Source organism: Peribacillus sp. YIM B13477 (genome assembly GCF_042787955.1).
Lineage (GTDB): Bacteria > Bacillota > Bacilli > Bacillales > DSM-1321 > Peribacillus > Peribacillus frigoritolerans.
Window position 1 is genome coordinate 26086 of record NZ_JBHZPD010000015.1, and the last position, 24842, is coordinate 50927.

The window sequence follows — 24842 nt, forward strand, 5'->3', positions numbered from 1 at the left end:
AGAAAAAAAACCTTTTTTCTCGATTTAGAGCAGGCATCGAGCCTGCATGACGGTTGCTTGATGCAACCTCTAAAACTTACAGTAGCGCCTTCGGGTAGAAGGAACAATTTGCTGAGCAAATATTCTACGCTCGTAATAAAAGTCAGAATGTTACTCCTTAGCTTTCTTCTTACTTTATCTTTACCTTTACAATTTTTCCTCCAGCCTTTTTACCCGCCTGTTCCATTAGTATTTTTAATTCACATGGGGTACGCTAATCAAAATAAAGGCGTTCACGTTGAGGCCATGATGTAATTAGGGCAAAAAAAAAGAGACACTAAAAGAGTCTCTTTTTTTGCCTTGTTTGCATGGGGCAAGTCAGTTTAATAATATAAGAATTTTTTTTACCTTGGAAAATAGGTTGGATTTAGCCTTTTTTTATTCAAGATGTTTTTTTTGATAGGCGATTTGTTATGGTATCTTCTTGTGGTGAAGTTTGCCGGATATAAAAGGCAAGTATGAATGCAACTATGGTCAAACCTGTTGCTATCATGAATGCATCATCCACTCCCATTACGCTGCCTTGTTTAATTGCCATCGCCATTTGTGATGTATTATCCGGTGATATGTTCCTTTGAGATAAGATTTCCTGAACATGTTTCGTTCCTTGGTTTGTCATGATGGACACAAAGAATGCCATGCCAACAGCACCTGCCACCATTCTCAATGTATTGACCATTGCTGTGCCATATTTATTTAGGCTAAGTGCCAATTCATTTAATCCGGCTGTGAAGATAGGCATCATCAGTATCGACATTCCGAACATTCTAATGGTATATACCCACACCACATAAGAATAGGACGTATCTGTTTGAAGCCGCGTTAAAAGATAGGTTGTAATGATAGTGATGGCAAGTCCGCTCACCGCAAGCCATCTCGCACCAAATCGATCAAACAGCTTACCTGTGATAGGAGACATGATCCCCATTAAAATCCCGCCAGGCAATAGCATGAGACCGGATTCCATCGGAGTGAACCCACGGATATTCTGCATATAGATCGGCATGATGATCATTCCAGAGAACATACCCATGGTTGCGATGATGTTGATGATTGTCGTTAAAGTGAACATCCGATATCGAAAAATTCTAAATTCCAAAATAGGATGAGATACAGTAAATTGCCTCCAGACAAATAAAACTAAACTGATTCCTCCAACAAGGAACATCGTCAGTACTTCGGGACTGCCCCAGCCCTTGGTACCGCCAGTAGCAAATCCATATAGAACCCCGCCGAATCCGATAGTGGATAGAATTACACCCAGTTTATCGAGTTTAGGCCGGCTGGTTTTCCCTACTTTTTTAATGATGAAAATGGCAAAGATGAAGTCAAGCAGGGCAAATGGGAAAATGATAAAAAACAGAACCCGCCAAGAGTAGTTTTGAATAATCCATCCTGATAGTGTAGGTCCTACAGCTGGGGCAAAATTCATCGCGATACCAAATATACCCATTGCGAAACCGCGTCTGTTAGGCGGAAATAAAGTGAAAATCACATTTGTGATCAACGGGAACAAAATCCCCGCACCTGCTGCTTGAACCACACGTCCGATCAATAAGACGGAGAAGCTGGGGGCAATTCCACATAAAAAAGTTCCTAAGGCGAAGAGTCCCATCGAAGCTAGATATAATTGTCTTGTATTAAATCGTTCCATTAAGAAAGCGGTAATCGGGATGACAATCCCATTGACCAATAAGAAAATAGTAGTAAGCCAATTCGCTGTTGCAGCTGATATGTCAAAATGAGTCATTAATTGAGGCAATGCGATATTAATTAAAGTCTGATTTAAGAAAGCGACTAGAGCACCAGCCAGCATCACCGCAAACATGGGACCTGTACGTACTTTAGTGATGGCTGTTTTGTCGTGATTCATTATTATGGCACGTCCTTTCCGCTAGGATAGTACAAATTGTACTGCCTGCTATTTTTAAAAGTTTAGAAACTAATTCGTCTCACGAAGTATTAGTGTAAACCCACCTATATTTTCCGGTAAAAATACAGCATTTAAGGAGATCCACCTCAATTACGGCTTTTTTTGAGGTGTTTATTCTTTATTAACCACTCACTTGAAAATAGTTCAGGATACATTATCTCTTGGAAATCCCCCAGGTTAACATCCATTCTACAGGTATATCATATTTCAAACAATAATCCCCCATATAATACTTAAAATGTCCCAGAGAAATTTGTGCACTAGGTATAAATACTTTAACATTCTACCATTCGTATTCACTAAAAAATAGTTAATTAATGTTGAATAATAAAATCACGACTTTTCCGTATTTTATGAATAATTAATTTTTAAATATTCAAAATAATTATTGCAATCAATGTACTGGTTAATTATAATACAAAGCATAACAAATAAAACATTATGAGGGGGTGAAATAATTGAATATTGCAGGGATGAATATAACTTTTAGGCATTTCCCTTTTCATTATTTTTTGGATTGCATGGACAACCTTGGGATTAATAGCATTGAGTTATGGGGTGGGGAACCACATTTGTATGTTTATCGAAACATATTAGGAAATATAAGGAGTTTGAGAAGGGAAATTAAGTCTAGAAATATGAAAATCATCTGCTATACTCCAGAACAATGTATTTATCCTTATAACATTGCATCCTCGGATGCTAATTGGCGGAAAAAAAGCATGGAATATTTTATGGAGAATCTTTACGCCGCGTTGGAGTTAGACACAAACATGATGCTTATCACTTCTGGAATAGGGGACTTTTCTGTTTCACAAGACGAATCATGGAAGTATGCAAGTGACACAATCTTTCAATTAACCAAAGTAGCTGAGAAGGAAGGTTTGATTCTTGCTTTAGAGCCATTGACAAAGCATGAATCCAATCTCGTAATTGACTCTAAAGGGCTAAAGAAAATGTTAGTGGAAATCCAATCTCCTTCACTAAAAGGAATGATAGATACGGTTTCCATGCAACTGGCAGGTGAAACACCTGATGAGTACTTTTCCTTTCTTCCCGAATTATGCCATTTTCACCTAATCGATGGAGATGGTCAATCAGATGCACATTTGGCACTTGATGATGGTGTTTTAAATTGGAGGGAATATTTAACAAGCCTTCAAAGCCATCGTTACAAAGGAAGTTGTACTTTAGAGATTATGGGATCAAATTATTATCAAAATCCAAGCGATGCAATCAAGAAATCAATTGAAAAAGTTAGGGAATTGGGAATTTAATCATCTAATTTGGAGGAACTCTTTATGAGTAATGGCACACTTACACGAAAACTGGGTTTTTGGTCTGCTCTGGCTATTGCTGTTGGAACTACTATAGGGTCGGGTATTTTTGTCTCATCCGGTGATGTTGCAAAGGCTGCGGGTACTCCTTCCATTTCCATTCTAGCCTGGATAATAGGCGGGGTGATTGCCATTCCGCAAGTAATGGTGCTGGCGGAGTTATCGACAGCATACCCCCAAAATGGAAGCGGTTACGTTTATTTGAATAAAGCTGGGTGGAGGCCTCTGGCATTTTTATATGGATGGGCCACTTTCTGGGCGTTGGATCCTCCATCCATATCGATTATGGCTTTAGCGATCGTTTCTTATTTAGCAACCTTTTTCCCATTTTTCTCTGGGGTCGCCGGGAAATTATTGGGTATTGCGATCATCCTGCTCATCACGTCGATTCATTATCGAAGTGTTAAGGAAGGAGGTCTTTTCCAAGTCATTATCACGGCTATCAAGATCATTCCTTTCCTGATTGTCATTGTCTTGGGAATTATGTACATGAACCCTGATAACTTTGCTTATACACCAGGACCTGGTGCCCAAAAGTCAAGTTTAATAGGTGGTGTATCCGCAACCACATGGGCATATACGGGAATGGCTGCGATTTGTTTCATGGCTGGGGAGTTCAAAAATCCAGGGAAAATACTTCCACGAGCTCTTATTAGTTCGGTATTCATCGTGTTGGCTTTATATACACTGTTAGCCGTTTGTGTCATCGGTTTGATGCCGTTTGATGAATTAATCAACTCCAATGCGGCTGTTTCTGAAGCTGTAAAATATATTCCGGGATTATCTGATATTGCATCATCATTCGTGGCGATTACGGCGATTATTGTTATCTTGGGTTCGCTGAGTTCTTGCATAATGTTTCAGCCCCGCCTAGAGTACGCAATGGCAAAGGACGGACTATTCTTTCAACGTTTTGCAAGAGTTCATCCTAAATATGAAACTCCAAGTTTCTCTATCATCGTTCAGGTTACATATGCATGTATACTTGTGTGCTTCAGTAATTTAACTGTGTTACTTGGCTATTTCACGCTGATTCAATTGGTAATTAACATCCTGGACTTTGCCGCTGTTTATAAATGCCGTAAAAGGGATGATTATAATCCAATCTATCGTATGCCAATGTGGAGGTTAACGACGGTTTTAGCTATTCTTGGAGCATCATGGCTGGCCTGGGGAACATTTACTTGGGCGCCTATTCAAGGAGTGATTGCAGCGCTGATCGTTATCGTAACAGGTCTGCCGGTATACTATTATTGGGAAAGGAAATATGGATTAAAGAAAAATAACGACAGCGATATCGTGGCTTAGCAGAATGATAAGGGAAGTTAGGCCTTCTTTTGATAAACCAAAAAATTTTAAAATAAAACGATTGTGCAAATTATTATGTTTAGATATAATACAAGGCATAACAAATAAACGGGGATAAGGGAGGAAGCTGTTAATGCTAAAGTTTGATGAGGAGTTATTTCTAAATCTTGTAGAAAAAGAGGGCCTTGCTTTTAGAGGCCAGATTGAAGAAATCGTAGATGGAATCACAAAAAGGGGTTACAGCAATATTTTCCTTATCGGTGCTGGTGGCACCATAGCCATGATGTATCCATATGAATACATTTTAAAATCAAATTCTACCATCGATGTCCATGCAGAAATTGCTGCTGAGTTCATGGTGATGAATCATAAGCATTTCAGCAAAGATTCAGTCTGCATTTTTACATCTGTATCCGGGACTACTCAAGAAACAGTTGCAGCGGCTGAATATTGTAAAGAAAAAGGCGCCACTACAATCGCTTTAGTTGCAGAGCCAAATACTCCGTTAACACAAATTGCGGATTACTGTATAACGACTGGTTCTGAAACGCACTCTTTTGATACTTTCTTTATGCTTTTGTACATGGTCGTCTTCCGTTTCATGCATAACAACAATGAATTCCCGCAATATGAACAATTCAAGAAGGAGGTTTCTCTACTTCCGCGTGCAATTCTAGATGCCGTTAAATCTTTTGACAAAAAAGCAGAGGAATTCGCCATTACACATAAAGACACGGATTACCACATGATGGTCGGTTCTGGTAACCTATGGGGAAACACTTATTCATATGCCATGTGCATTTTAGAGGAAATGCAATGGATCCAAGCGAAATCCATCCACGCTGCAGAGTTTTTCCATGGTACGCTTGAACTTGTTGTTGAAGATACAAGTGTTATTTTATTAAAAGGGGAAGATGAAACTAGACCACTGATGGACCGTGTAGAGAGATTTGTAGAAAAAATCTCAAAAAATATAGCGGTTATTGATACCAAAAGCTTTGAAATGGAAGGCATCAGTGAAGAATTCAGAAAGCACTTTTCAGTTAGCATCAACTGGTCAGTATTAAGTCGAATCAGCGTATACCTTGAGCGTGAGAGAAATCATCCATTAACACTTAGAAGATACTATCGCCAAATGGAATATTAAGATAAGTGGAGCACTACTTAGTAGTGCTCTTAAGTTTAAAGAAAGCGGGGGAAAATGATGAGAACGGTTACAGTCGGAGATAACTGTATGGATGTTTATCAAAAGAGCGGGGAGGTCTATCCTGGCGGTAATCCTTTAAATGTGGCTGTCTATTTAAGAGGGTTAGGTGCTGAATCTGCTTATATCGGCTGGGTGGGCTCCGATCAATACAGTGAAAAAATGGTTAAAGCGATACAGGAAAAAGGTGTTGATATTTCTCATCTTTCGCGGAAAGAAGGAAAAACAGCTGTTACCTTTGTTGAAATGGTAGGAAATGACCGCAGGTTTGGAGAATACGATGAAGGTGTCATGAAACATTTCCGCTTAACGACGGAAGAACTCCATTACATTCAAACATACCAGCTCATACATTCAGGGATTTGGGGACATGCGGATAAGTACTATTCCTTATTTAAAGAAAATGGAATGCTCACGTCTTTTGATTTCTCAGATCAGCTAGATCACGATCTAGTGAAGACTTTACCACAGTTTGTTGATTATCCTTTTTTCTCTTATACGAAGGATGATGCTTTTATCCGCAAATTTTTAAAAGATGTAAAAAATCAAGGATCTAAAATTGCGGTCGCCACTTTAGGTGAAAATGGTTCACTTGCCTATGACGGCATTCAATTTTATCAATGCGGTGCCGTTGAAGCGAATGTGGTGGATACAATGGGTGCGGGGGATTCCTTCATATCCGGTTTTATTTATGGATTATTGAAAGGGCAATCTATCGGAAATTGCTTAGAATTGGGTACAGAGTCTGCTGCGAAAACCATTAGCTATTTCGGTGCGTGGTGACTGGGACTGTAAATCATGTATAATAGGTAGTAAATAATAAATTTTTTACGGATAAGGATGAATCTAATATGAATTTAAATCCTTCAACTCCCCAGCCACTATATATGCAAATAAGGCAAATGTTGAAGAATGATATTCAGAACGGTAAATACAAACCAGATGAACAAATCCCAACCGAAGCAGAACTTTGTGAAACTTATAACGTTAGCCGCATCACCATTCGAAAAGCAATCGAGGAATTGGTTAAGGAAGGAACACTGACACGTATTCCGCGCAGGGGTACCTTTGTTGCATCTAATAAGTTTCATAATGAGTTGTTATCCATAAGTGGATTCTCAGAGTTTAGTCATCAGCTTGGGAAGATACCGAATTCCCGGATTTTAAAAAGTGAGGTCATAGCAGCACCAAAAGATGTTGCAGGTCATCTCCTCATTGAAGAAGGAAGCCCCGTTCTCGAACTGGAGCGACTCATGTATGTAGATGAGCGTCCGCTTTTCTACGATACCGCTCATTATTCGTTACTTCGTTTTCCGGATTTGGAAAAGAAGATTGCAAGGGATGAATCAACTTATAAGATCCTATTGGAAGATTACCATACCGAAATAGTCAGTAACGATAAAATTATAGACGTGATTGGTGCTACAAAAATCCATGCTAAATATTTAGAATGCGATATTGGCGCAAATTTATTTAGAATAGTGAAGATTGCTTTCGATGCAAACGACCAGCCTGTGCACCTCTCGACGTTCATGTGTGAAACCAACAAGGTCAATCTGACTGTTCATCGGGCAAAATAGGTCATGCCATTAATTTGGCATGACCTATTTAAACATCTAGTTTTGATTTTCCTCCTCCAAACTTTCTTCTTTGATCATCGCATTTAAAATATCCTTACAATTAAAGCATAAGATATTCTTGTTATCTAAAAGAATACCGTTCAGAAAACCAGCCGTACAATACACATCATGTGCACAGCGAACACAAGAGCCAACTAGTTCATCCATCGGTACATCCCCCTATTCAGGAAATGGTATATAGTTTAGTGTTCTATTTTGTATAAAGGTAAAGACCAAAATCTTGCATAACGGAAGTGTGCCCCATTTGCCGTAACATGGTAGCTATATTGCCACGATGATATGATCCGTGAGTGACAAGGTGTAATACCGATTCGGAAATGGTAGTTTCAAGCGACCCAGCATATGGGTTATCCACAACCATTATCTTTTCCATATCCACTGTACTCAGAAGTGCTTTGTTTCTTTCGTACAAGTCTATAAATATTTTTTTCATTTCCTCAATACTTTTCTTTTCCACCTCTTTTTTTAATTCACTAGAAGATGCCATTGCTTCATCCATACTTATACCAGAGATAATATCAAACCACGTGTAATCTGTCAGATAAATGTGAGACAACACTTTTGATACCGACGAAAAACCACTCTGGATTTCCTTATGGTAAATGTGTTCTGGAAGTTCATTTAACCGATCGATGATGACTCCATTTGCCCATGCGTGATAGTTATACATTTCTAATACTGGCTCGGGGTGATTCATTAAAAAAACCTCCATAAACACAAGTTTTTTCGTATTGGACAATTTATGCAGTAAGAACAAAGTATTCAGGTATATTCAATACAGCATATTCATTAATATGCTGTTCTATAATTTATATAACAATTCCTCCTTATGATTCTTCGGGTATATGTGCTCCTCAAATGTAATATATATATAAATAAGAGGTTTTGAGATAATACGAGCTACGAACATTCGGGTTATAAATGAATAGATAGTGGAGCATCACATATAGGCTTTTTTTCTTGCAGGAAAATAGCACCCAATATCGAACTGATAGTAAAGGAGATGGTAATATGAATCTGAGGATCAAATATAGGCTTTATATCCATGTAGACGGAAAACTTATTCCAGAACAGTATGACCGATACGAGATACTAAACGTCAGGGAAGGTATAGATCCCAATGATACTAAGGATTACCAAGAGCTTAGTAAAAAATTGAGTAAGTCGATTAATCGGCCTTTAAATGAATTTGAAATAAAAAACTATGAAACAATGTAATTGCATCCCCTCTGGAGGGAAATGATTATTTCGTTTTCGAATTTATTCTCCTTCATTACAACGAAATTCTTAACGTTTAAAAGTGTAAATAAGAGAACCGTTTATAACCTGTAGCTTGCTAAATGATCCTCCTCCTTATAATAATAAATGTAAAAATATAAGGAGAGAGGAGATTTATGATCATGCATATATTTATTAGGTGAAAAATGGGTATAAATAAGCAAAACCTTTGTATTCATTGCAGAACCTCCGTGATTTTTCAATTTTTCTAACCTTTATCAGTAGATTTCTATGCGCAGTCGGAAGAGTCTTTAAAACGGATTACCTGGGTGTTTAACTAGAATCTTATAAAAGTTTATTAAAATCCATTTTTCATTATTTAATGATAAATGGATTTTTTGTTTTTTTGGAAATATAAACAAAATGATTTTTGAACCGTGAATCGGCTATCTGGATCCAACAAAAAGTACATACTAATGCCGATGCTGCAAAAGGATTAGTTTGTTTTGACCAGTGACGAATTTCTTGAGGCATAATAAAAAATCACTCGAAAATTAAGGTTTTTTAAGAAGTCCGCTTTAAGTCAAGAGGTTAGGGCGGAAGCTGGATGATACCAGCTGGACTGCCATTATGGATAACTCTTGTCCATTAATACAAAAAGAAAACGACTGTTGGACTTCACTAACATTTATCCATGTAAAAAATATTTATTAGGTCAATGTGGTGATTCCTGTATAACTCCTGTAATCACGATTTTAGTTATTCAACAAAAAAATCAGAAAATTATTGTTTTTCTGAAATATACGTTTTATAATTTACCTAATAAACGTTAGGTGGGGATGAATTGAAAAGGCAAGAATTAATAGATGCAGCTCTTTTGCATTATTCACTACATGGATACCAAGGAGCTACCATGAAGAAAATTGCGGATGAAGTGGGAATAAAACCAGCATCCATTTATTTTTTTTATAAAAACAAAGAGGAATTATTTATTGCTGCATTTCAACATTTACTTGATAACCATTTAGCTGAAATGAAACGAATTTTAGCTGAATCAAGTTCACGATCTGTTGATCGGATTTTTAGTGAAATGCTTCATGGGATCGTTAAGTATCACAAAGATGATGAGCAAGGGACTATGGCATATATATCGTTGGTTACATCACCCATTCCGGAAATTAAATTATATTTACAAAAGTATTTGTTACATTTTAATGATTGGATGGTCAGTTCACTTGAGGATCTCTTGAGGCAGAGTTATCCGAGCCTTTCTACTGACGAAATGGACCAAATCATTAAGCAATTTGTTTTACTCGGGAATGGATTATTCTGGGGTATTAACTTGTATGAGGGACAGGATTTAATGGAACAAGTTCAGATTGCAGATCGATTCATCAGCTCCATGTTTAGAGATATAGAGAGGAAATATGGGCCACTGTCCAAAAGTGAATAGCCAAACGGAATGGTTGCCTAAAAGGGGGTGATATAAATAATGAAATCATGACAAAGAATTAAAATTGGTTTAGCAGGTCTAATAAAAATAAAGGAGTGTATTCCAATTAAAATTAAAGTAATCATGCCGGTTATATCGGACATTTTTAATGAAGAAATTAGAAGAGAGATTAAATCATATGTTACCGAAAACACTGAAGTAGGGGTTTGCAATCTTGATTATGGGCCTGAATCAATTGAAAGCGAATATGATGAAGCACTATGTATACCTAATTTCCTGGAAAAAGCAAAGCAGGCTGAAGAAGAGGGGTATCAGGGTGTAATTAGTGATTGTTTTGGAGATCCAGGTGTGAAGCCTGCAAGAGAAATATTGAATATCCCAGTTGTTGGACCGTGTGAGTCTTCCATGCTTGTTGCGAGCTCATTAGCAAAATCCTTTTCTATTGTAACGGTGCTGCCCAACGTTGTGCCCATGATTGAAAACATAAGCAAAACTCTTGGTGTAGATGGGAATGTCGCTTCTATTAGATATGTAAATATTCCTGTTCTGGAAGTTCAAGACAAGGAAAAGTTAAAAAATGCATTGTTTGACGAAATGATAAAAGCGATTGAACAGGATAATGCCCATGCTTTAGTGTTAGGATGTACAGGCTTTATGGGTATTGCAGCGGAGCTTCAGGAACGATTATCGCAAAAAGGTTATGATGTTCCAGTTATCGATCCCGCATTTGCAGCCACAAAGATGCTTGAAATTTTAATTGCTATGGGGGTTAAACAAAGCCGCTTGACCTACATGACTCCACCTTCTAAACAGAGAGTAAAACGTTCATAGACTTTTAAGGAGGATACCTAAAAGGTTTTATTCATATGGAGATAATTGACTGAATATTCGAAAAAAATTGTATCCATCATACAAAAGAGCATTAAAAAGCAGGGAAATCTCCTAGTTGATTGATAAAGCTGGGGAGTAAATCATAGGGGGTGAATTTTATGGAAGATCATACAAAGTTGGGAGACGATTACTCTCTATCAAGAGTTCCGCAAAATGCGAGATTGCCAATGTGGGATATCATGATTGTCAGGGTTGGTGCCCTAGCTACACTTTCCCAATTTATGCTTGGGGCGGCATTAGGATACGGAATGACTTTTTGGCAGGCATTTTGGGCGATGATGTTTGGAAGTGTCATTTTACAGGTTATTAGTTTTCTAATCGGTTATGCCGGTGCACGTGAAGGCCTTTCAACTAGTCTTTTGTCGCGTTGGACAGGATTCGGCAGGTATGGTTCGAGTATCATTGGCGCGGTCATCGCTTTTTGTACAATAGGCTGGTTTGGAGTACAGAACACTGTTTTTGCTAATGGTTTGGTGGAAGCTGCCGACGGTAAATTGACTCTCCCAATTGCAGCTGCCATCACCGGATTAGGCGTAACCGTACTGGTTATATTTGGTTTTAAACTATTGAGCATGACAGCCAAAATTACCGTTCCTGCCTTTCTATTAGTGGTAGGGATTGGCATCTATCAAGTTCTCGGTGATCATTCCATTTTCAGTTTAATGGGCACGCCTCCTCCGGGAGAAAGTCTTTCCCTTGGCGTTGGTGCAACAATGGTTGCTGGAGGATTCATTATTGGTGCCGTAATCACACCTGACTTCAGTCGGTTTGCCCGAAACGGCAAGGATGTTTTTTGGATGACTACCATTGGTACATTAGTGGGTGAACTTGGTGTAGGAATGATCGCTGTGTTAATGGCCCATGCAGCAAAAACGAGCGATGTTGTCAGCATCATGCTGCAAACGTCTGGCTGGCTTGGTGCTGCAGTTGTCGTTTTTTCCACAGTGAAAATTAATAACGTAAACTTATATTCCTCTTCGCTTGGCTTTACTAATATTTTCGATTCTGTTTTTAAGATCAAGATGAATCGAGGACTCGTTACACTTGTAATTGGTGCTATCGGAACTTTGCTTTCCATTATGGGCATTCTCGATAGATTTGTAGACTTCCTTGTTTTACTTGGAATCATGATACCTCCAATAGCGGGAATTATGGTGGTTGATTATTTCGTGCTGAAAACGTATCGAAAAGCTCTTGATGAAAGCAGAGAGAAAGGAACATTGCCATCTGAGCCCGAAAAGCTGAATCCAGTTACTTTAGTTGCCTGGGCAGCAGGATTTGCAAGCGGCTACTTTATTACAGTTGGCATACCATCTATCAATTCCCTTTTAATAAGCGGCATTATCTATTACGCAGGTGTGTTATTTATAAAATCTATCAAAGGAAAAAAAGAGAATAGGGATCATATCGCATCATAATTTTTGAAGTCGGAGGTTTTGAGAAAATGAGGAGATTAGGTAAACAGGAAATTGAAGATATAGCAGTAGGTGCGGCTTTACTCGGAACAGGCGGGGGAGGAGATCCTTACATTGGTAAACTAATGGCTTTACAGGCAATTGAAGAATACGGGGAAATCACATTGTTGGATGTGGATGAAGTTCCTGATGACGCATTAGTGGTTCCTTCCGCGATGATGGGAGCACCGACGGTAATGTTGGAAAAAGCTCCGAGTGGAGAAGAAGCAACTGCAGCTTTCGAAAACCTCGAATCCTATTTGGGAAAAAAGATTTTTGCAACGATGCCGATTGAAGCGGGCGGAGTGAATTCGATGGTGCCCCTTGCACTTGCTGCAAAGCTTGGCTTGCCTGTGGTGGATGTTGATGGGATGGGGAGAGCATTTCCGGAATTGCAAATGGTCACTTTTTATTTGGACGGAATTGCTGCTACTCCGATGGTGCTTGCGGATGAGAAAGGAAATACTTCACTGCTCTCAACCATAAACAATGTCTGGACAGAGAGGATTGCCCGTGCCGCAACGATTGAAATGGGCGGTTCCACAATGACAGCGATTTATCCAATGACAGGAAAGAATATTAAGGAAAGCGGAATTAAAAATATACTGACCTTAGAAGAACAAATCGGCAAGACAATCAGGCTTGCAAAGCAAAATAATGTTGATCCAATAAAAGAAGTGTTGAATAAGGCGGACGGGTTTGAATTGTTCCGTGGAAAAGTGAGTGATATCAACCGCAAGACAGAGTCGGGATTTGCTAGAGGTGTGGCAACATTTGAGGGAATCAATGAGTACAAGGGAGAAAAACTCGAGGTGCGATTCCAAAACGAGCATTTAATTGCACAGACGGAAGAACGCTTGCTTTGCGTAACTCCAGATTTAATTGCCGTGCTTGATGCAGAAACAGGCTTGCCGATCACTACTGAAGGGATCAGGTATGGAGCAAGATGCGTGGTAATCGGAATGCCATGCCATCCAAAGTGGCGAACCGAAAAGGGAATTGAAGCAGTTGGCCCAAAATACTTTGGCTATGAAGTCGATTATGTTCCTGTTGAAGAACTAATGAAAAAAGGAGGGCTAGTATAATGGGTGTTTATCGAATAGGAATTGATGTCGGGGGAACCCATACAGATGCAGTGCTTTTAGATCAATATAATCAGGTCATTTCGGAAACGAAATCACCGACAACGGAGGATGTTTCCATAGGCATCTATACAGCAATGAGAAAAATAATCGATGACGCAAAGGTTCCTCGGGAGCAAATTAAATATGCAATGCTGGGTACGACCCATTGTACAAATGCTATTGTTGAACGAAAGAGATTAAACAATATCGCCATAATCCGTATTGGTGCTCCTGCTACTTTAGCGGTTAAACCGCTTATCGGCGTACCTGATGACCTTCGCGCCGTCCTCGGAAAATACGTATACCTAATCCGCGGCGGACATGAATTTGATGGCCGGGAGATTGTTGATTTAGATGAAGCGCATTTGTATCAAATTGCCGAAGAAATCAAGGGGAAAGTGGATTCCATCGCGATAACTTCCGTCTTTTCACCTGTATCGCAAACACACGAACAAAGAGCAAGTGAAATTTTCAAAGAAGTACTCGGAGAAGAAATCTCAATTTCTTTATCTTCAGAAATTGGATCAGTCGGTTTACTGGAAAGGGAAAATGCGACGATTCTTAATGCTGCTGTCGTGAATGTCGCTAAAACGACAGCGGACGGATTCATCAATGCACTGAAGAATGAAGGAATTGAGGCAAAAGTATTCTTTTGCCAAAATGATGGGACATTAATGTCAATCGAATATGCAGTCAAATACCCAATCTTCACAGTTGCTTGCGGTCCGACTAACTCTTTAAGGGGAGCATCCTATTTGAGTGAATTAACCGATGCAATCGTTTTGGATGTTGGGGGAACAACTACGGATATCGGTGTCCTCGTTCAATCGTTTCCAAGGGAATCTTCTTTGGCAGTAGAGATAGGAGGAGCCAGAACAAACTTCCGGATGCCTGATTTAATCTCGATTGGACTTGGAGGAGGTACAATAATCCGCATAGGAGAAAATGGAGAGTTCACGATTGGACCAGACAGTGTCGGTTACCGATTGCCAGAAAAAGCCTTGATTTTCGGAGGTGATACTTTAACAACAACGGATGTTGCTGTGGCTCTTGGAAAAGTGGAACTTGGGGATGCTTCAAAAGTGGCTCACCTTGATAAGGAGCTATTAAATAGAATCTATTTAAGCATGGTCAATCTGGTCGAAGAAGCTATCGATAAGATGAAAACAAGCGCTGCACCAGTGCCTGTCATTCTCGTTGGGGGTGGAAGCATCCTCTTACCTGAGGAATTAAAAGGTGCATCTGAAGTCATACGCCCATTACATTCAGGTGTAGCAAATGCCATTGGGTCGGCTATCTCCCAGGTTAGCGGGCAAATTGAAAAAGTATATGCACTAGCTGAAATAGGAAGGGAAGCGGCATTGGAACAGGCCAAGGAAATAGCGATGTCAGAAGCTATCAGTGCTGGAGCCGATCCTCAAACGCTTGTTATTGTCGACATAGAAGATGTACCTTTAGCGTATATGCCTGGGAATGCAACCCGTATTCGTGTGAAAGCTGCTGGTGATTTAGCCCAGTCTGAAATGAATGAACTGGTTTAGTTGATGCAGGGGGTAAGGAGCTTTTCATTGAGCGGAGGAAGCTTCCCTTTAGTTAAATAAGTGGAAAAAGAAAAGCGCTAAGGGTAGTGGAATTGACGAAAATATGACGCATATTTATTTCTTCCTCTCTTGAATTTTTACAATAATGGGAAAAAAAGTGTTTCCTCTGCTAATGCACTAGGCATAGTGCTCGGAACAGTAATTGTGCTTTTGAAAGAAGAATTCCAGATCATATGAAATAAACTGTGATGGTTACAATTGGTGTGGCTATTATAGTTCATAGTCTCGACATGGCTTTGAAGTGTAACGACTTTTATATTGTAATTGTCAGTTTAGTAGTGTGCGCTATAATTGGGGGAATGGATGAAGTATAAAAATTCCACCCAGACCAATTATTATATATAGCCAAACATTGATAATAATAAGATCTATGTAAAACTCTCTTGTATCAAGAGAGTTTTTTTCATGAAAATTTATTTAGCTAATATGGATTTTTGTTAACGGCGAGCTAAAAAGAGGGGGAAAAGGGTGATATGTTTTAAATAAAAGTTTTTCACATTCTCTTTTATAGACTTGATTTTTACTTGGTCCTGTTTGCGGATTGTTGTTAATGCTTATGAAGAAAAAAGCTGATGATAAGGAAAAATAAGAGCTAATTTACAAAATCTTAACATTTGGTTTATGTGGAATTAATGTTTACTGATTATGATAAAACCGTAATAAACAGTAATAAACATTAAAGATTCCACACTAAATGGAGGCACTTTTTATGAATCGCACATTCAAGAAGAATTGTTACAAGTCTATTCAAGCTTTGATGTTAGGGGGGAGTGTACTGGGATTAGCCGCTTGTGGAGCTACTAATGAGGAGGCTACTCCAGTGGTTAAGGATCCAAGTTCGTTAACCTTGAAAGAAATTGAAACAAAGGCAAAAGAAGAGGGGACCATTAATAGTGTCGGTATGCCTGATTCATGGGCTAACTGGGGAGAAACTTGGAATGAAGTGATAAAAAAATATAAATTGGAACACAATGATACAGATTTGTCCAGTGCCGAAGAGATTGCCAAAATGGAATCTGAAGGAGAGAATGCAACAGCCGATATCGGCGATGTAGGGATTTCCTTTGGGCCAATCGCGGAACAAAAAGAATTAACGATGCCATATAAAACTTCCTATTGGGACGAGGTACCTGAGTGGGCAAAAGATGACAATGGAGATTGGGTTGTTGGCTACCAAGGAACGATTGCATTCTTTACTAATAAAGAATTAGTAGATAACCCGCCTAAATCTTGGGATGACATATTAAAAGGGGATTATAAAGTAACAGTTGGAGATGTTCAGCGTGGTACACAGAATCAAATGGCCGTACTTGCTGCCGCTATCGCTAACGGCGGTGATGAAACAAATCTCCAACCAGGAATTGACTTTTTTGCTAAGCTTGCCAAGCAAGGCCGCCTTAGTTTAACTGATGCCAAGCCGGCTAACATCGAAAAAGGGGAAGTGGAAGTTGCCCTTGTTTGGGATTTCAATGCTCTTGGGTACGCTGACCAAATTGACCGCGATCAATTTGAAGTGACCATTCCAAGTGAAGGTTCAGTCGTAAGCGGCTACGCAACCATTATTAACAAATTTGCAAAGCATCCGCATGCGGCGATGGCAACTAGAGAATATATCTTAAGCGATGAAGGACAAATTAATTTAGCTAAAGGATTTGCCCGTCCAATTCGCGATGTAGAACTTCCGAAAGAAGTAGCTGAAAAAATGGTTCCAGAAGAACAGTACAAAAATGCAAAACCAATTGAAGATTACAAAGCTTGGGAAGAAACGGCTAAAAATTTACCTCAGATTTGGCAAGAAGAGGTGTTAGTCCATGTCAAATAAAGTAATAGCAATTGTTGTTGATGGTATGAGATACGATAAAGCATGCGAAGCGCTGGGATTTATTCAGCATTTAGTCGAAACGAATCAAGCGTCACTTTACAAAGTTAAGTCGGAGCTTCCAAGTCTTTCCCGTCCATTATATGAAGTGTTGTTAACAGGTACGCCGGCTTCAATGAATGGGATTACGTCCAATCAAGCCGTTCGTTTATCTACTGAGAAAAGTCTCTTTCATCTTACGAAAGAAAACGGGTTAAGAAACGGAACAGTGTCCTATTACTGGGTAAGCGAACTTTATAATCGTGCGCCATTCCATTTTATTGAAGACCGTGAGCAAGAAGATGAATCCAATCCAATTCAATACGGAAAATTTTATTGGGACGATGACTATCCAGATAGCCATGTGTTAATGGATGCAGAAGCTATACGTAGAAAGTATGACCCTCACTTTTTATATATTCATCCGCTCGGTGTAGATGTAAAAGGAGAAATTTTTGGCTCGGAATCAAAAGAATATCGTGAGCAAATCCTAAAAATGGGAAGCTTGTTGGCACAACTATTGCCCATTTGGATCAAAGAAGGTTACCACATATTAATTACATCGGATCATGGCATGAGTGAATATGGCAACCATGGCGGCATAACTGATGGTGAACGTGATGTACCGCTCTTTATCATTAGTCCAAAAGTTGAGCCTGGTATTTATGGTGAAGTGGTTCCGCAATTAGCTTTTGCACCGCTCGTTTGTGAACTATTAAATATTGAGCCGTCCGATAAAATGATTTCATATCAATTTCCAGGTCTGAAAGGAAAAGTCACCTTGTAAAAACATTAAATGATGATTCAAGATTGACTGGAATTGGCTTAACGAATGTACTGTTAGACCAATTCCAAAATTGTTAGAGAACATAGAGGAGCGAGAAGTCTTGCGAAAAATAAAAAAACAAAAAATTTACTTATTAGCTCTTTTACTGCCATTTATTATGTTTGTGATTGGATTTGAGATAGGACCATTAGTGGCAATGATTAAAAATAGTTTTTATGCAGATGATGGAATTCAAGTTACGATTGATCAATACTTAACCATATTCAAAAGTGAATTTTACTTACAAGCCATTAAAAATAGCCTGGTCATTTCCTTGTTTTCTGCTATAACTTCTGTGATTGTAGCAGTCATTGCAGCCTATTCGTTTACAAAGTTCTCTCAAAAAATACAAAACCGACTACTGATGGTTACCAATATGACGTCAAACTTTGAAGGGATTCCCCTTTCATTTTCATATATTATCTTACTTGGAAACAATGGGTTGTTTACGTTGCTATTTGCCAAGATTGGTTGGGACCTGTTTGCAGATTTTAATTTATATTCCTGGACAGGCCTCATTCTTGTTTATATTTATTTTCAAATTCCGCTTGCCATTATGCTCATTTACCCATCTTATCAAGGAATTAGGCAACAATGGAAAGAAGCATCTTCATTATTAGGAGGGTCAACATTTTCATTTTGGCTTCGGATAGGGGTTCCAGTTCTTTTACCTAGTATTGTAGGTACATTCAGTATTTTGTTTGCTAATGCGATGGGAGCCTACGCAACAGCCTATGCATTGGTCGGCAGCAACTTTAACATATTGTCATTGCAAATTGCTTCTCTAGTTGCTAGTGATGTTGCATTAAAGCCGCAGCTAGGTAGTGCATTGGGAGTCCTTCTAGCAACGACCATGATAGGGGCGATGTGGTTCAATGAACGAATGATGCGTAGAGTTAGGAGGGATTTACGATGAAGTCTTCATTGACATTTCATAAATTATTTGTTGGATTACTAGTTATATATTTATTAATTCCGCTTGTAGGAACACTTTTATTCTCGATTGCTGGTAAATGGGATCATACGATTTTACCTGAGAGTTATACGCTGAAATGGTATATTGAACTGTTTCAAGATGAACGGTTTTATGATGCTTTCCGACGAACACTGTTTTTAATTGTCATGTCTGTAGGTCTTAGTGTTGTTATTATGCTTCCGACAATTTTTATTATCACGGTATATTTCAGTAAATGGGAAGGATTACTCCAAGCCGCAGCCATGCTTCCTTATGGAGTTCCTCCCATTGTTGGAGCTGTTGGATTAATCAAGCTTTATTCTGCTGGACCGATTCAAATAGCCGGAACACCTTGGATTTTAATTGGTGCTTATTTCATAACCATTCTACCATTTATGTATCAAGGAATTCGTAACAGCCTTCGTACGCTTAATGCTGTACAACTTGTTGATGCAGCTGAATTACTCGGTGCTACAAAATTCCAAGCCTTTCGTACGGTGGTGTTTCCAAATATCATATCTGGAATTTTAGTGTCTACCTTATTATCTGTCTCTCTTTTATTTAGTGAGTTTGCTTTTGCCAATTTGCTTGTCGGGGGCCGATTCGAAACCCTTCAAATTTATCTATCCGACAAACTAAACAGCAGTGGTCACTTAACAAGTGCAATTGTTATTACCTATTATTCAATGATTTTACTTTTAACGGGGACTGTATTAAAGCTTACGTTTAGAAACAAAAGAAATCCTGTCGGGTCAAAATAAGAAGCGAATTCCTTCATTTTTTTAAGAAAAATACCGTCATAAAATACTACTTTAGAAGGTGAAAACTAATGAGCTATGTAACCATCGAACAAGTGACTAAGGGATATGACAATCAATTAGTTTTAAATAATATTTCTTTAACATTAAAAAAAGGTGAATTTGCTACACTTCTTGGGCAAAGCGGGTGCGGAAAAAGTACATTATTACGTTCCATTGCGGGACTTGAAGACGTTGATGTAGGAAGAATCTTAATTGATGGAAAAGATATTACTGATTTATCACCGCGTCAGCGTGAAGTCGGTATGGTGTTTCAGTCTTATGCGCTTTTCCCGAATATGAATGTTTTTGATAATATCGCTTACGGCCTTAAAATGAAAAAGGTGAAAAATCTTAAGTCAAAAGTGAATAATATGATTGATATGGTTGATTTAATAGGAAAAGAAGAGTCTTATCCTCATCAATTATCTGGTGGACAACAGCAGAGGGTTGCTCTTGCCCGTGCGCTTGTCATGGAGCCAAAAGTACTGCTTCTGGATGAGCCGTTAAGCGCATTGGATGCTAAAATCAGAAAAAGTCTGCAAAAAGAATTAAAGAGAATACAGAAAGAATTAGATATTACAACTATTTTTGTTACACATGATCAGGAAGAAGCAATGACGATGTCTGATCGAATTTTTGTCATGAATAAAGGACAAGTTGTACAATCCGGTTCTCCATCAGAAATTTATACTTCTCCAGTCAATACATTTGTTGCAAAATTTATCGGGAATTATAATGTCTGTAATATGGAAGTTTTCCGTAAACTTGTTCGCACCACAGAATTAAAAGGGAATGAAGTTGCCATTCGTCCAGAAGTTTTACAATTAGTTTCTGTTGGTGAGGACAGCTTGGACTTACAAGGAAAATGGGAAATTAAAGGATTTGTTAAAGATGTTTCCATGGCAGGGAATGTTTTAAGATATGAAGTAGAAACAGAGGAGTGCGCTTTTCATGTAGACTATCTTCACCACCGTGGGGAAATGTTTGAGCAAGGAGCACGCGTTCAAATTCTTGTACCGAAGAAAGAATGCATTATGTTATAAAGTATTGATGATCGAGGGGGAGAAATATGTCTGTTTTGCCTGAAGAAAGAAAGAATGAAATTTTAAAAGAACTTAACAAAATGGGAAAAGTAAAAGTTATAGAATTAGTTGATCAATTTAATGTTTCAGAGGAAACGATTCGACGCGATTTGATGATATTAGAGGAAAAAGGACTGTTAAAGAGGGTTTACGGTGGAGCGATTAAAACAGTCTTTGAATTTGAGGAGCCTCCATTTACACAGCGTACAACGGTGAATCAAGAAGCAAAAATCAAGGTTGGGAAAAAAGCGGTGGAACTCATTTCCAACGGAGATGTGATTGCCATTGATGTAGGTACAACCATGCTTGAATTTGCCCAGTGTATTGAAAATAAAAAAGACATTACGATTTTAACCAATTCTCTTCCTGTGTCGTCTGTGTTGACCGAATTGCTCAATCAAAATAAGTTTACAGGACAAATTCTATTACTGGGAGGACAAATTGATCCAAAGCATCAATCCATATGCGGGGGTCTCACTGAACAAATGTTAAGTCAATTTAATATCGATAAAGCGTTCATTTCAGCTGGTGGTGTTTCCATTCAAAGTGGTGTTAGTAATTATCATTTACGTGAAACATTAGTTTCACGCAAAATGGTCGAGGTATCAAAGCAAGTCATATTGCTAACGGATTACTCTAAAATTGGTGTTGACACCTTTTGTAAAGTTTGTCCTCTAGAAAAAGTAGATGTGATTGTCTGCGAGCAGCCATTTCCAGAGGAATGGAGAAATGATTCAAAATTAGAGGAAGTCAATTGGATTCAAGCATAGCCCATAAAAGAGATGGAAGAGGGAGTACTCTCTTTTTTTGATAGCAGCAAAAAAAAGCTAGAAAGAAAATTTAATAGATAGAATGAAAAGGAGCTATATAGCATGAGTTTCATTGCGATAGACTTAGACGGAACATTATTAAACGACCAGAATGAAATTAGTGAAGAAAATATAAAGGCGATTCAATATGCCCAAAATAGAGGCTTTGAAGTAGTTATTTCAACAGGACGGGCTTATTTTGACGTTCAAACAATATGTGAAAAAGCCGGGATATCCCCATTTGTAATCGGGACAAATGGAGCAACCATTCATTCAAAAAGCGCAAAGTGCATTTCTTCTATTACGATAACTAAAGATCGTGTTGAATCCATTCTCCAATGGTTAGATGAACGGAATTATTATTACGAAGTGTTCACTGATAAAGCCATCTATGCTCTTAAAAAAGGAAGAGAACATTTCCATAACGAGATTAAAAGTTTGAAAAGCGCAGATTTGAATCCAGATATGAAAGAATTAGTTGAAATAGCGGAAAGGCAATTTGACCAGTTTGGATATGTTTTAGTTGAAAACTATCATGATATCTTAAAACAGGAGGAAGAATTCCATAACATTTTAGCATGTTCTTTTGATGAAAATAAATTAGAGGAAGCCTGGAACCAATTCAAAAAGTTTGATGAGTTGATGGTCGTTTCATCTGCTGATCATAACATTGAGATTACCAGTAAAAGAGCTTCAAAAGGAATAGCCCTTGAAAAATTGGCTTTCTTGATGAATGGCTCATTAGATAAGGCAATGGCAATCGGGGACAGCAACAATGATTTATCCATGTTCCAGAAAGTTGGATACAGCGTAGCGATGGGAAATGCAAAAGATGTCATAAAAACTGTTTGTACAACGACAACCCTTAATAATGATGAAAATGGGGTAGCTTATGCGATTTATCGATATATGGAGAACTTCGTGGTTCAAAAATAAGTGTCAATGCCAAAGGAGAGAGCGATAAAATGGCATGGATATATATCATAATGGCAGGACTTTTGGAAATTGTCTGGGTGATTGGTCTTAAACATTCATACGGATTCACCAAAATTATACCTAGTATATTTACGGTAGTTATTATAATCTTTAGTTTCTTTTTACTTTCAAAAGCTTTACATTCAATACCATTAGGAACTGGTTACGCCATTTTCACTGGATTGGGAACGGTTGGAACTGTAGTAATTGGGATGCTTTTTTGGGGTGAGACCATTGATCCACTGAAAGTATTTTTTATGGCTTTAATGATATTAGGGATAATTGGAATAAAAGTCAATCCAGCAGAGCCTAAACATTAAAGGAAATGAACGGAAATACAAGGTTAGGGGATGATTCAATGGCTTGGTTTTTTCTTATTATTGCCGGATTTGCCGAGATTGGTAGTGTTATTAGCCTGAAGCGTGCAGACGGCTTTAAAAAATTGCTCCCCTCTGTAGCGTGTCTTTTTTTGGGTAGTTTAAGCTTTTATTTTCTTTCCTTGTCATTAACTTCACTTCCAGTGGGTACTGCCTATGCAATATGGACCAGTATCGGCTCAGTTGGAAGTGTTTTAGCAGGAATGATCTTCTTTAATGAACCTAGAAGTTTAAGATTAAACCTATTCATTATTTGTATCATTGTAGGCGCTATAGGTATTAAAATGACTTCTGGACATTAATCGAAAAAGACTATTAATTTATGGAGCTAATTGATGATTCCCGTATGGTGCGGGAGTCATTCTATTTAGGCTTCATTGGTAACGAATTGTATTCTTCTATATATTATTCAATTAATTAGTGTAACTCATCAAAATTATTCAAAATGGTTTGTTAAGCGGACCTGTAGAAAAAAGTGGCGCAGCAGTTTCTATAGCCTGCTTAGTTGGATATGCCCCTTCTATGTTTGGATTTATTCTACATGGAAGCATGTTCGATCGATCACCAGGAATAGAAGGCAAAAGACTTGTCTTTTTGACAATGATTGCGTTGGGAGTCAAAGGTTTTATTATAAACAGCTAGTTAAAATCGTAAACAAATAAAAGAAAATCAACAAAAAAACTAAATACTTAATAAAAGGTGGGGAAAAAATGAAAATTGGATTGGAAACAGAAAGCTATCACTTGCAATTTATTACAGGGCGAATGGATATTTTCGGTTTTATCAGAAAAACAGCTGAATTGGGATTAGACGGAGTCATGATCAATATTGTTCCATGGCCAGGGTTGTCAGGATGGGGCACTTTAGAATCATTTGAACCGGAATATTTAGAGAGAGTAAGAAAAGAAATTCAAAAGTATGGATTTTTCGCTGAAATAGACACAAATGGAAGCGATCCGGAACATCTAAAAGAAGTCATTAAAGCATCACATAGAATCGGAGCGGATGTGATTCGCACGTATACATGCTTGGGAGAGTATGATCCGGAAAGATTGAAAAAAGCACCAGAAGATATCAAACAAATTGTACCATTATTAGAGAAATACAGGATAAAACTAGCTGTGGAAAATCATGAGGAAGAGTTAACAGATGAGGTTATTCAAATTATAAATGAAGTCAACAGCCCTTGGGTTAGCGCTCATTGTGATGTGGGCAACGGAATGATGGCATGGGAGGATCCGGTTGAAGCTGTAAGGAAATTAGCACCATATGCATTCACAACCCATTTTAAAGATCATATTATCATTCATGATGGCGAGGATTATAGGGTATGTGGTGTACCAGTAGGGACAGGCAATATTGATACAGAAGAATGTTTTAAAATACTGGTTGAGAAATCTACCCTAACTAGAATCAACGTTGAAATGTGTTTTCCATATGCCATCAATTTTAAGAGAGAGCATGGTGCTGGCGGAGTCTTTGCGGTTGGAGAAGGAGCTTTCAAAGTTGAACAACCTCCTTATGATTTAAGTGTCATTAAACCATTGGATTACTATTATCCTCCAAAAGAACTTTTAGAACAAATGATTGAAGATCAAGAAAAAGGTACAGAGCAATCGGTTAAGTATACCCTTGCTTTACGCGATAAATATTGCCGATAAATAATATGTAGAAGCAGGGTTGTTGTATAATTTTGTTCATATAATAAAAATTATTGCAGCAGTTCCAGCTGATACTTGCTATTGAGTTGATAGAGAGCCTCTTTTGATTGCCAACATTACTGTCAATTTGCTTTACGAATACCAACACACAAGTTCTTTAATAAGTGTCGCCTGTCCAGTTATAGGAACGGATACGTAGTTCATTATGACAAGAAAAAGCCCCTCTCATTTAAGAGAGGGGCTTCAGTTTGTAGACAAAAGGGGTTCGGAATTAAAATTCTGAACCCCTTTTGAAAT

The 24842-nt window shown here is 38.2% G+C and carries 24 protein-coding genes; 21 read left to right on the forward strand and 3 right to left on the reverse strand.

From position 1 onward, the window contains the following. Nucleotides 1-421: 421 nt before the first annotated feature. Nucleotides 422-1912 carry a DHA2 family efflux MFS transporter permease subunit gene (locus ACFX4H_RS24965; RefSeq protein WP_034313176.1) on the reverse strand — a complete coding sequence of 497 codons (1491 nt, stop codon included), beginning with the start codon at nt 1910-1912 and terminating at the stop codon, nt 422-424. Between the two features lie 518 nt (nt 1913-2430). Here ACFX4H_RS24965 and ACFX4H_RS24970 point away from each other — a divergent pair. The 5 genes from ACFX4H_RS24970 (at nt 2431) to ACFX4H_RS24990 (ending at nt 7401) form a co-directional block, all read left to right on the forward strand. Beyond that, complete coding sequence (locus ACFX4H_RS24970; protein WP_377436449.1) at nt 2431-3249, forward strand: TIM barrel protein; 819 nt, start codon at nt 2431-2433, stop codon at nt 3247-3249. Nucleotides 3250-3273: 24 nt separating this feature from the next. Continuing rightward, complete coding sequence (locus tag ACFX4H_RS24975; RefSeq protein ID WP_377436450.1) at nt 3274-4617, forward strand: amino acid permease; 1344 nt, start codon at nt 3274-3276, stop codon at nt 4615-4617. Nucleotides 4618-4750: 133 nt separating this feature from the next. Then, nucleotides 4751-5764 carry an SIS domain-containing protein gene (locus ACFX4H_RS24980; protein ID WP_377436451.1) on the forward strand — a complete coding sequence of 338 codons (1014 nt, stop codon included), beginning with the start codon at nt 4751-4753 and terminating at the stop codon, nt 5762-5764. 57 nt (nt 5765-5821) lie between these two features. Next, entirely contained in the window at nt 5822-6604 is a 783-nt protein-coding gene (frlD, locus tag ACFX4H_RS24985) for a fructoselysine 6-kinase (protein ID WP_241637624.1), read from the forward strand. A gap of 68 nt (nt 6605-6672) precedes the next feature. After that, on the forward strand, nt 6673-7401 hold the full coding sequence (locus ACFX4H_RS24990) for a GntR family transcriptional regulator (RefSeq protein ID WP_063591579.1): 729 nt from the start codon (nt 6673-6675) through the stop codon (nt 7399-7401). A 36-nt stretch (nt 7402-7437) separates the two neighbouring features. Here the strand turns inward: ACFX4H_RS24990 and ACFX4H_RS24995 are convergent, their stop codons facing one another. Continuing rightward, nucleotides 7438-7608 (reverse strand): hypothetical protein, encoded by a 171-nt coding sequence (locus ACFX4H_RS24995; RefSeq protein WP_170946962.1) that lies wholly within the window; start codon nt 7606-7608, stop codon nt 7438-7440. Between the two features lie 43 nt (nt 7609-7651). Continuing rightward, a complete protein-coding gene (locus ACFX4H_RS25000; RefSeq protein WP_241637623.1) occupies nt 7652-8158 on the reverse strand; it encodes a DinB family protein in 507 nt (168 codons plus the stop codon). Nucleotides 8159-8472: 314 nt separating this feature from the next. Here ACFX4H_RS25000 and ACFX4H_RS25005 point away from each other — a divergent pair, with 314 nt between their 5' ends. From ACFX4H_RS25005 to ACFX4H_RS25080, 16 genes are all read left to right on the forward strand, one after another. Continuing rightward, the gene (locus ACFX4H_RS25005) at nt 8473-8679 is read left to right on the forward strand and encodes a hypothetical protein (RefSeq protein ID WP_034313159.1); all 207 of its coding nucleotides are present in this window, start codon (nt 8473-8475) and stop codon (nt 8677-8679) included. Nucleotides 8680-9523: 844 nt separating this feature from the next. Beyond that, nucleotides 9524-10132: a TetR/AcrR family transcriptional regulator gene (locus ACFX4H_RS25010; protein ID WP_377436453.1), complete on the forward strand. Its 609-nt coding sequence runs from the start codon at nt 9524-9526 to the stop codon at nt 10130-10132. Nucleotides 10133-10255: 123 nt separating this feature from the next. Next, nucleotides 10256-10963 (forward strand): aspartate/glutamate racemase family protein, encoded by a 708-nt coding sequence (locus tag ACFX4H_RS25015; protein WP_377436454.1) that lies wholly within the window; start codon nt 10256-10258, stop codon nt 10961-10963. 158 nt (nt 10964-11121) lie between these two features. After that, entirely contained in the window at nt 11122-12441 is a 1320-nt protein-coding gene (locus ACFX4H_RS25020; protein ID WP_241637620.1) for a purine-cytosine permease family protein, read from the forward strand. Nucleotides 12442-12467: 26 nt separating this feature from the next. After that, nucleotides 12468-13562 carry an S-methyl thiohydantoin desulfurase family protein gene (locus tag ACFX4H_RS25025; RefSeq protein WP_241637619.1) on the forward strand — a complete coding sequence of 365 codons (1095 nt, stop codon included), beginning with the start codon at nt 12468-12470 and terminating at the stop codon, nt 13560-13562. Further along, nucleotides 13562-15142 carry a hydantoinase/oxoprolinase family protein gene (locus tag ACFX4H_RS25030; protein ID WP_241637618.1) on the forward strand — a complete coding sequence of 527 codons (1581 nt, stop codon included), beginning with the start codon at nt 13562-13564 and terminating at the stop codon, nt 15140-15142. The genes ACFX4H_RS25025 and ACFX4H_RS25030 overlap by 1 nt, the downstream gene beginning before the upstream one ends. A 769-nt stretch (nt 15143-15911) precedes the next feature. Further along, the gene (locus ACFX4H_RS25035; protein WP_377436457.1) at nt 15912-17024 is read left to right on the forward strand and encodes an ABC transporter substrate-binding protein; all 1113 of its coding nucleotides are present in this window, start codon (nt 15912-15914) and stop codon (nt 17022-17024) included. Further along, nucleotides 17014-17847, forward strand: coding sequence for an alkaline phosphatase family protein (locus tag ACFX4H_RS25040; RefSeq protein WP_377436459.1), 834 nt, complete (start codon nt 17014-17016; stop codon nt 17845-17847). The genes ACFX4H_RS25035 and ACFX4H_RS25040 overlap by 11 nt, the downstream gene beginning before the upstream one ends. Before the next feature lie 100 nt (nt 17848-17947). Beyond that, nucleotides 17948-18802 carry an ABC transporter permease gene (locus ACFX4H_RS25045; protein WP_034313152.1) on the forward strand — a complete coding sequence of 285 codons (855 nt, stop codon included), beginning with the start codon at nt 17948-17950 and terminating at the stop codon, nt 18800-18802. Continuing rightward, the gene (locus ACFX4H_RS25050) at nt 18799-19602 is read left to right on the forward strand and encodes an ABC transporter permease (RefSeq protein WP_034313149.1); all 804 of its coding nucleotides are present in this window, start codon (nt 18799-18801) and stop codon (nt 19600-19602) included. Before ACFX4H_RS25045 ends, ACFX4H_RS25050 begins: the two co-directional genes overlap by 4 nt. 68 nt (nt 19603-19670) lie before the next feature. Next, nucleotides 19671-20684 (forward strand): ABC transporter ATP-binding protein, encoded by a 1014-nt coding sequence (locus tag ACFX4H_RS25055; RefSeq protein WP_377436461.1) that lies wholly within the window; start codon nt 19671-19673, stop codon nt 20682-20684. A gap of 26 nt (nt 20685-20710) precedes the next feature. Then, nucleotides 20711-21493 (forward strand): DeoR/GlpR family DNA-binding transcription regulator, encoded by a 783-nt coding sequence (locus tag ACFX4H_RS25060; RefSeq protein WP_377436462.1) that lies wholly within the window; start codon nt 20711-20713, stop codon nt 21491-21493. A gap of 102 nt (nt 21494-21595) precedes the next feature. Further along, nucleotides 21596-22468 (forward strand): Cof-type HAD-IIB family hydrolase, encoded by an 873-nt coding sequence (locus tag ACFX4H_RS25065; RefSeq protein WP_377436463.1) that lies wholly within the window; start codon nt 21596-21598, stop codon nt 22466-22468. Nucleotides 22469-22497: 29 nt separating this feature from the next. After that, a complete protein-coding gene (locus ACFX4H_RS25070) occupies nt 22498-22827 on the forward strand; it encodes a DMT family transporter (protein WP_034313138.1) in 330 nt (109 codons plus the stop codon). A gap of 38 nt (nt 22828-22865) precedes the next feature. Next, nucleotides 22866-23186: a DMT family transporter gene (locus ACFX4H_RS25075; RefSeq protein ID WP_034313134.1), complete on the forward strand. Its 321-nt coding sequence runs from the start codon at nt 22866-22868 to the stop codon at nt 23184-23186. Nucleotides 23187-23594: 408 nt separating this feature from the next. Beyond that, nucleotides 23595-24545, forward strand: coding sequence for a sugar phosphate isomerase/epimerase family protein (locus ACFX4H_RS25080; RefSeq protein WP_034313131.1), 951 nt, complete (start codon nt 23595-23597; stop codon nt 24543-24545). Nucleotides 24546-24842 lie beyond the last annotated feature (297 nt).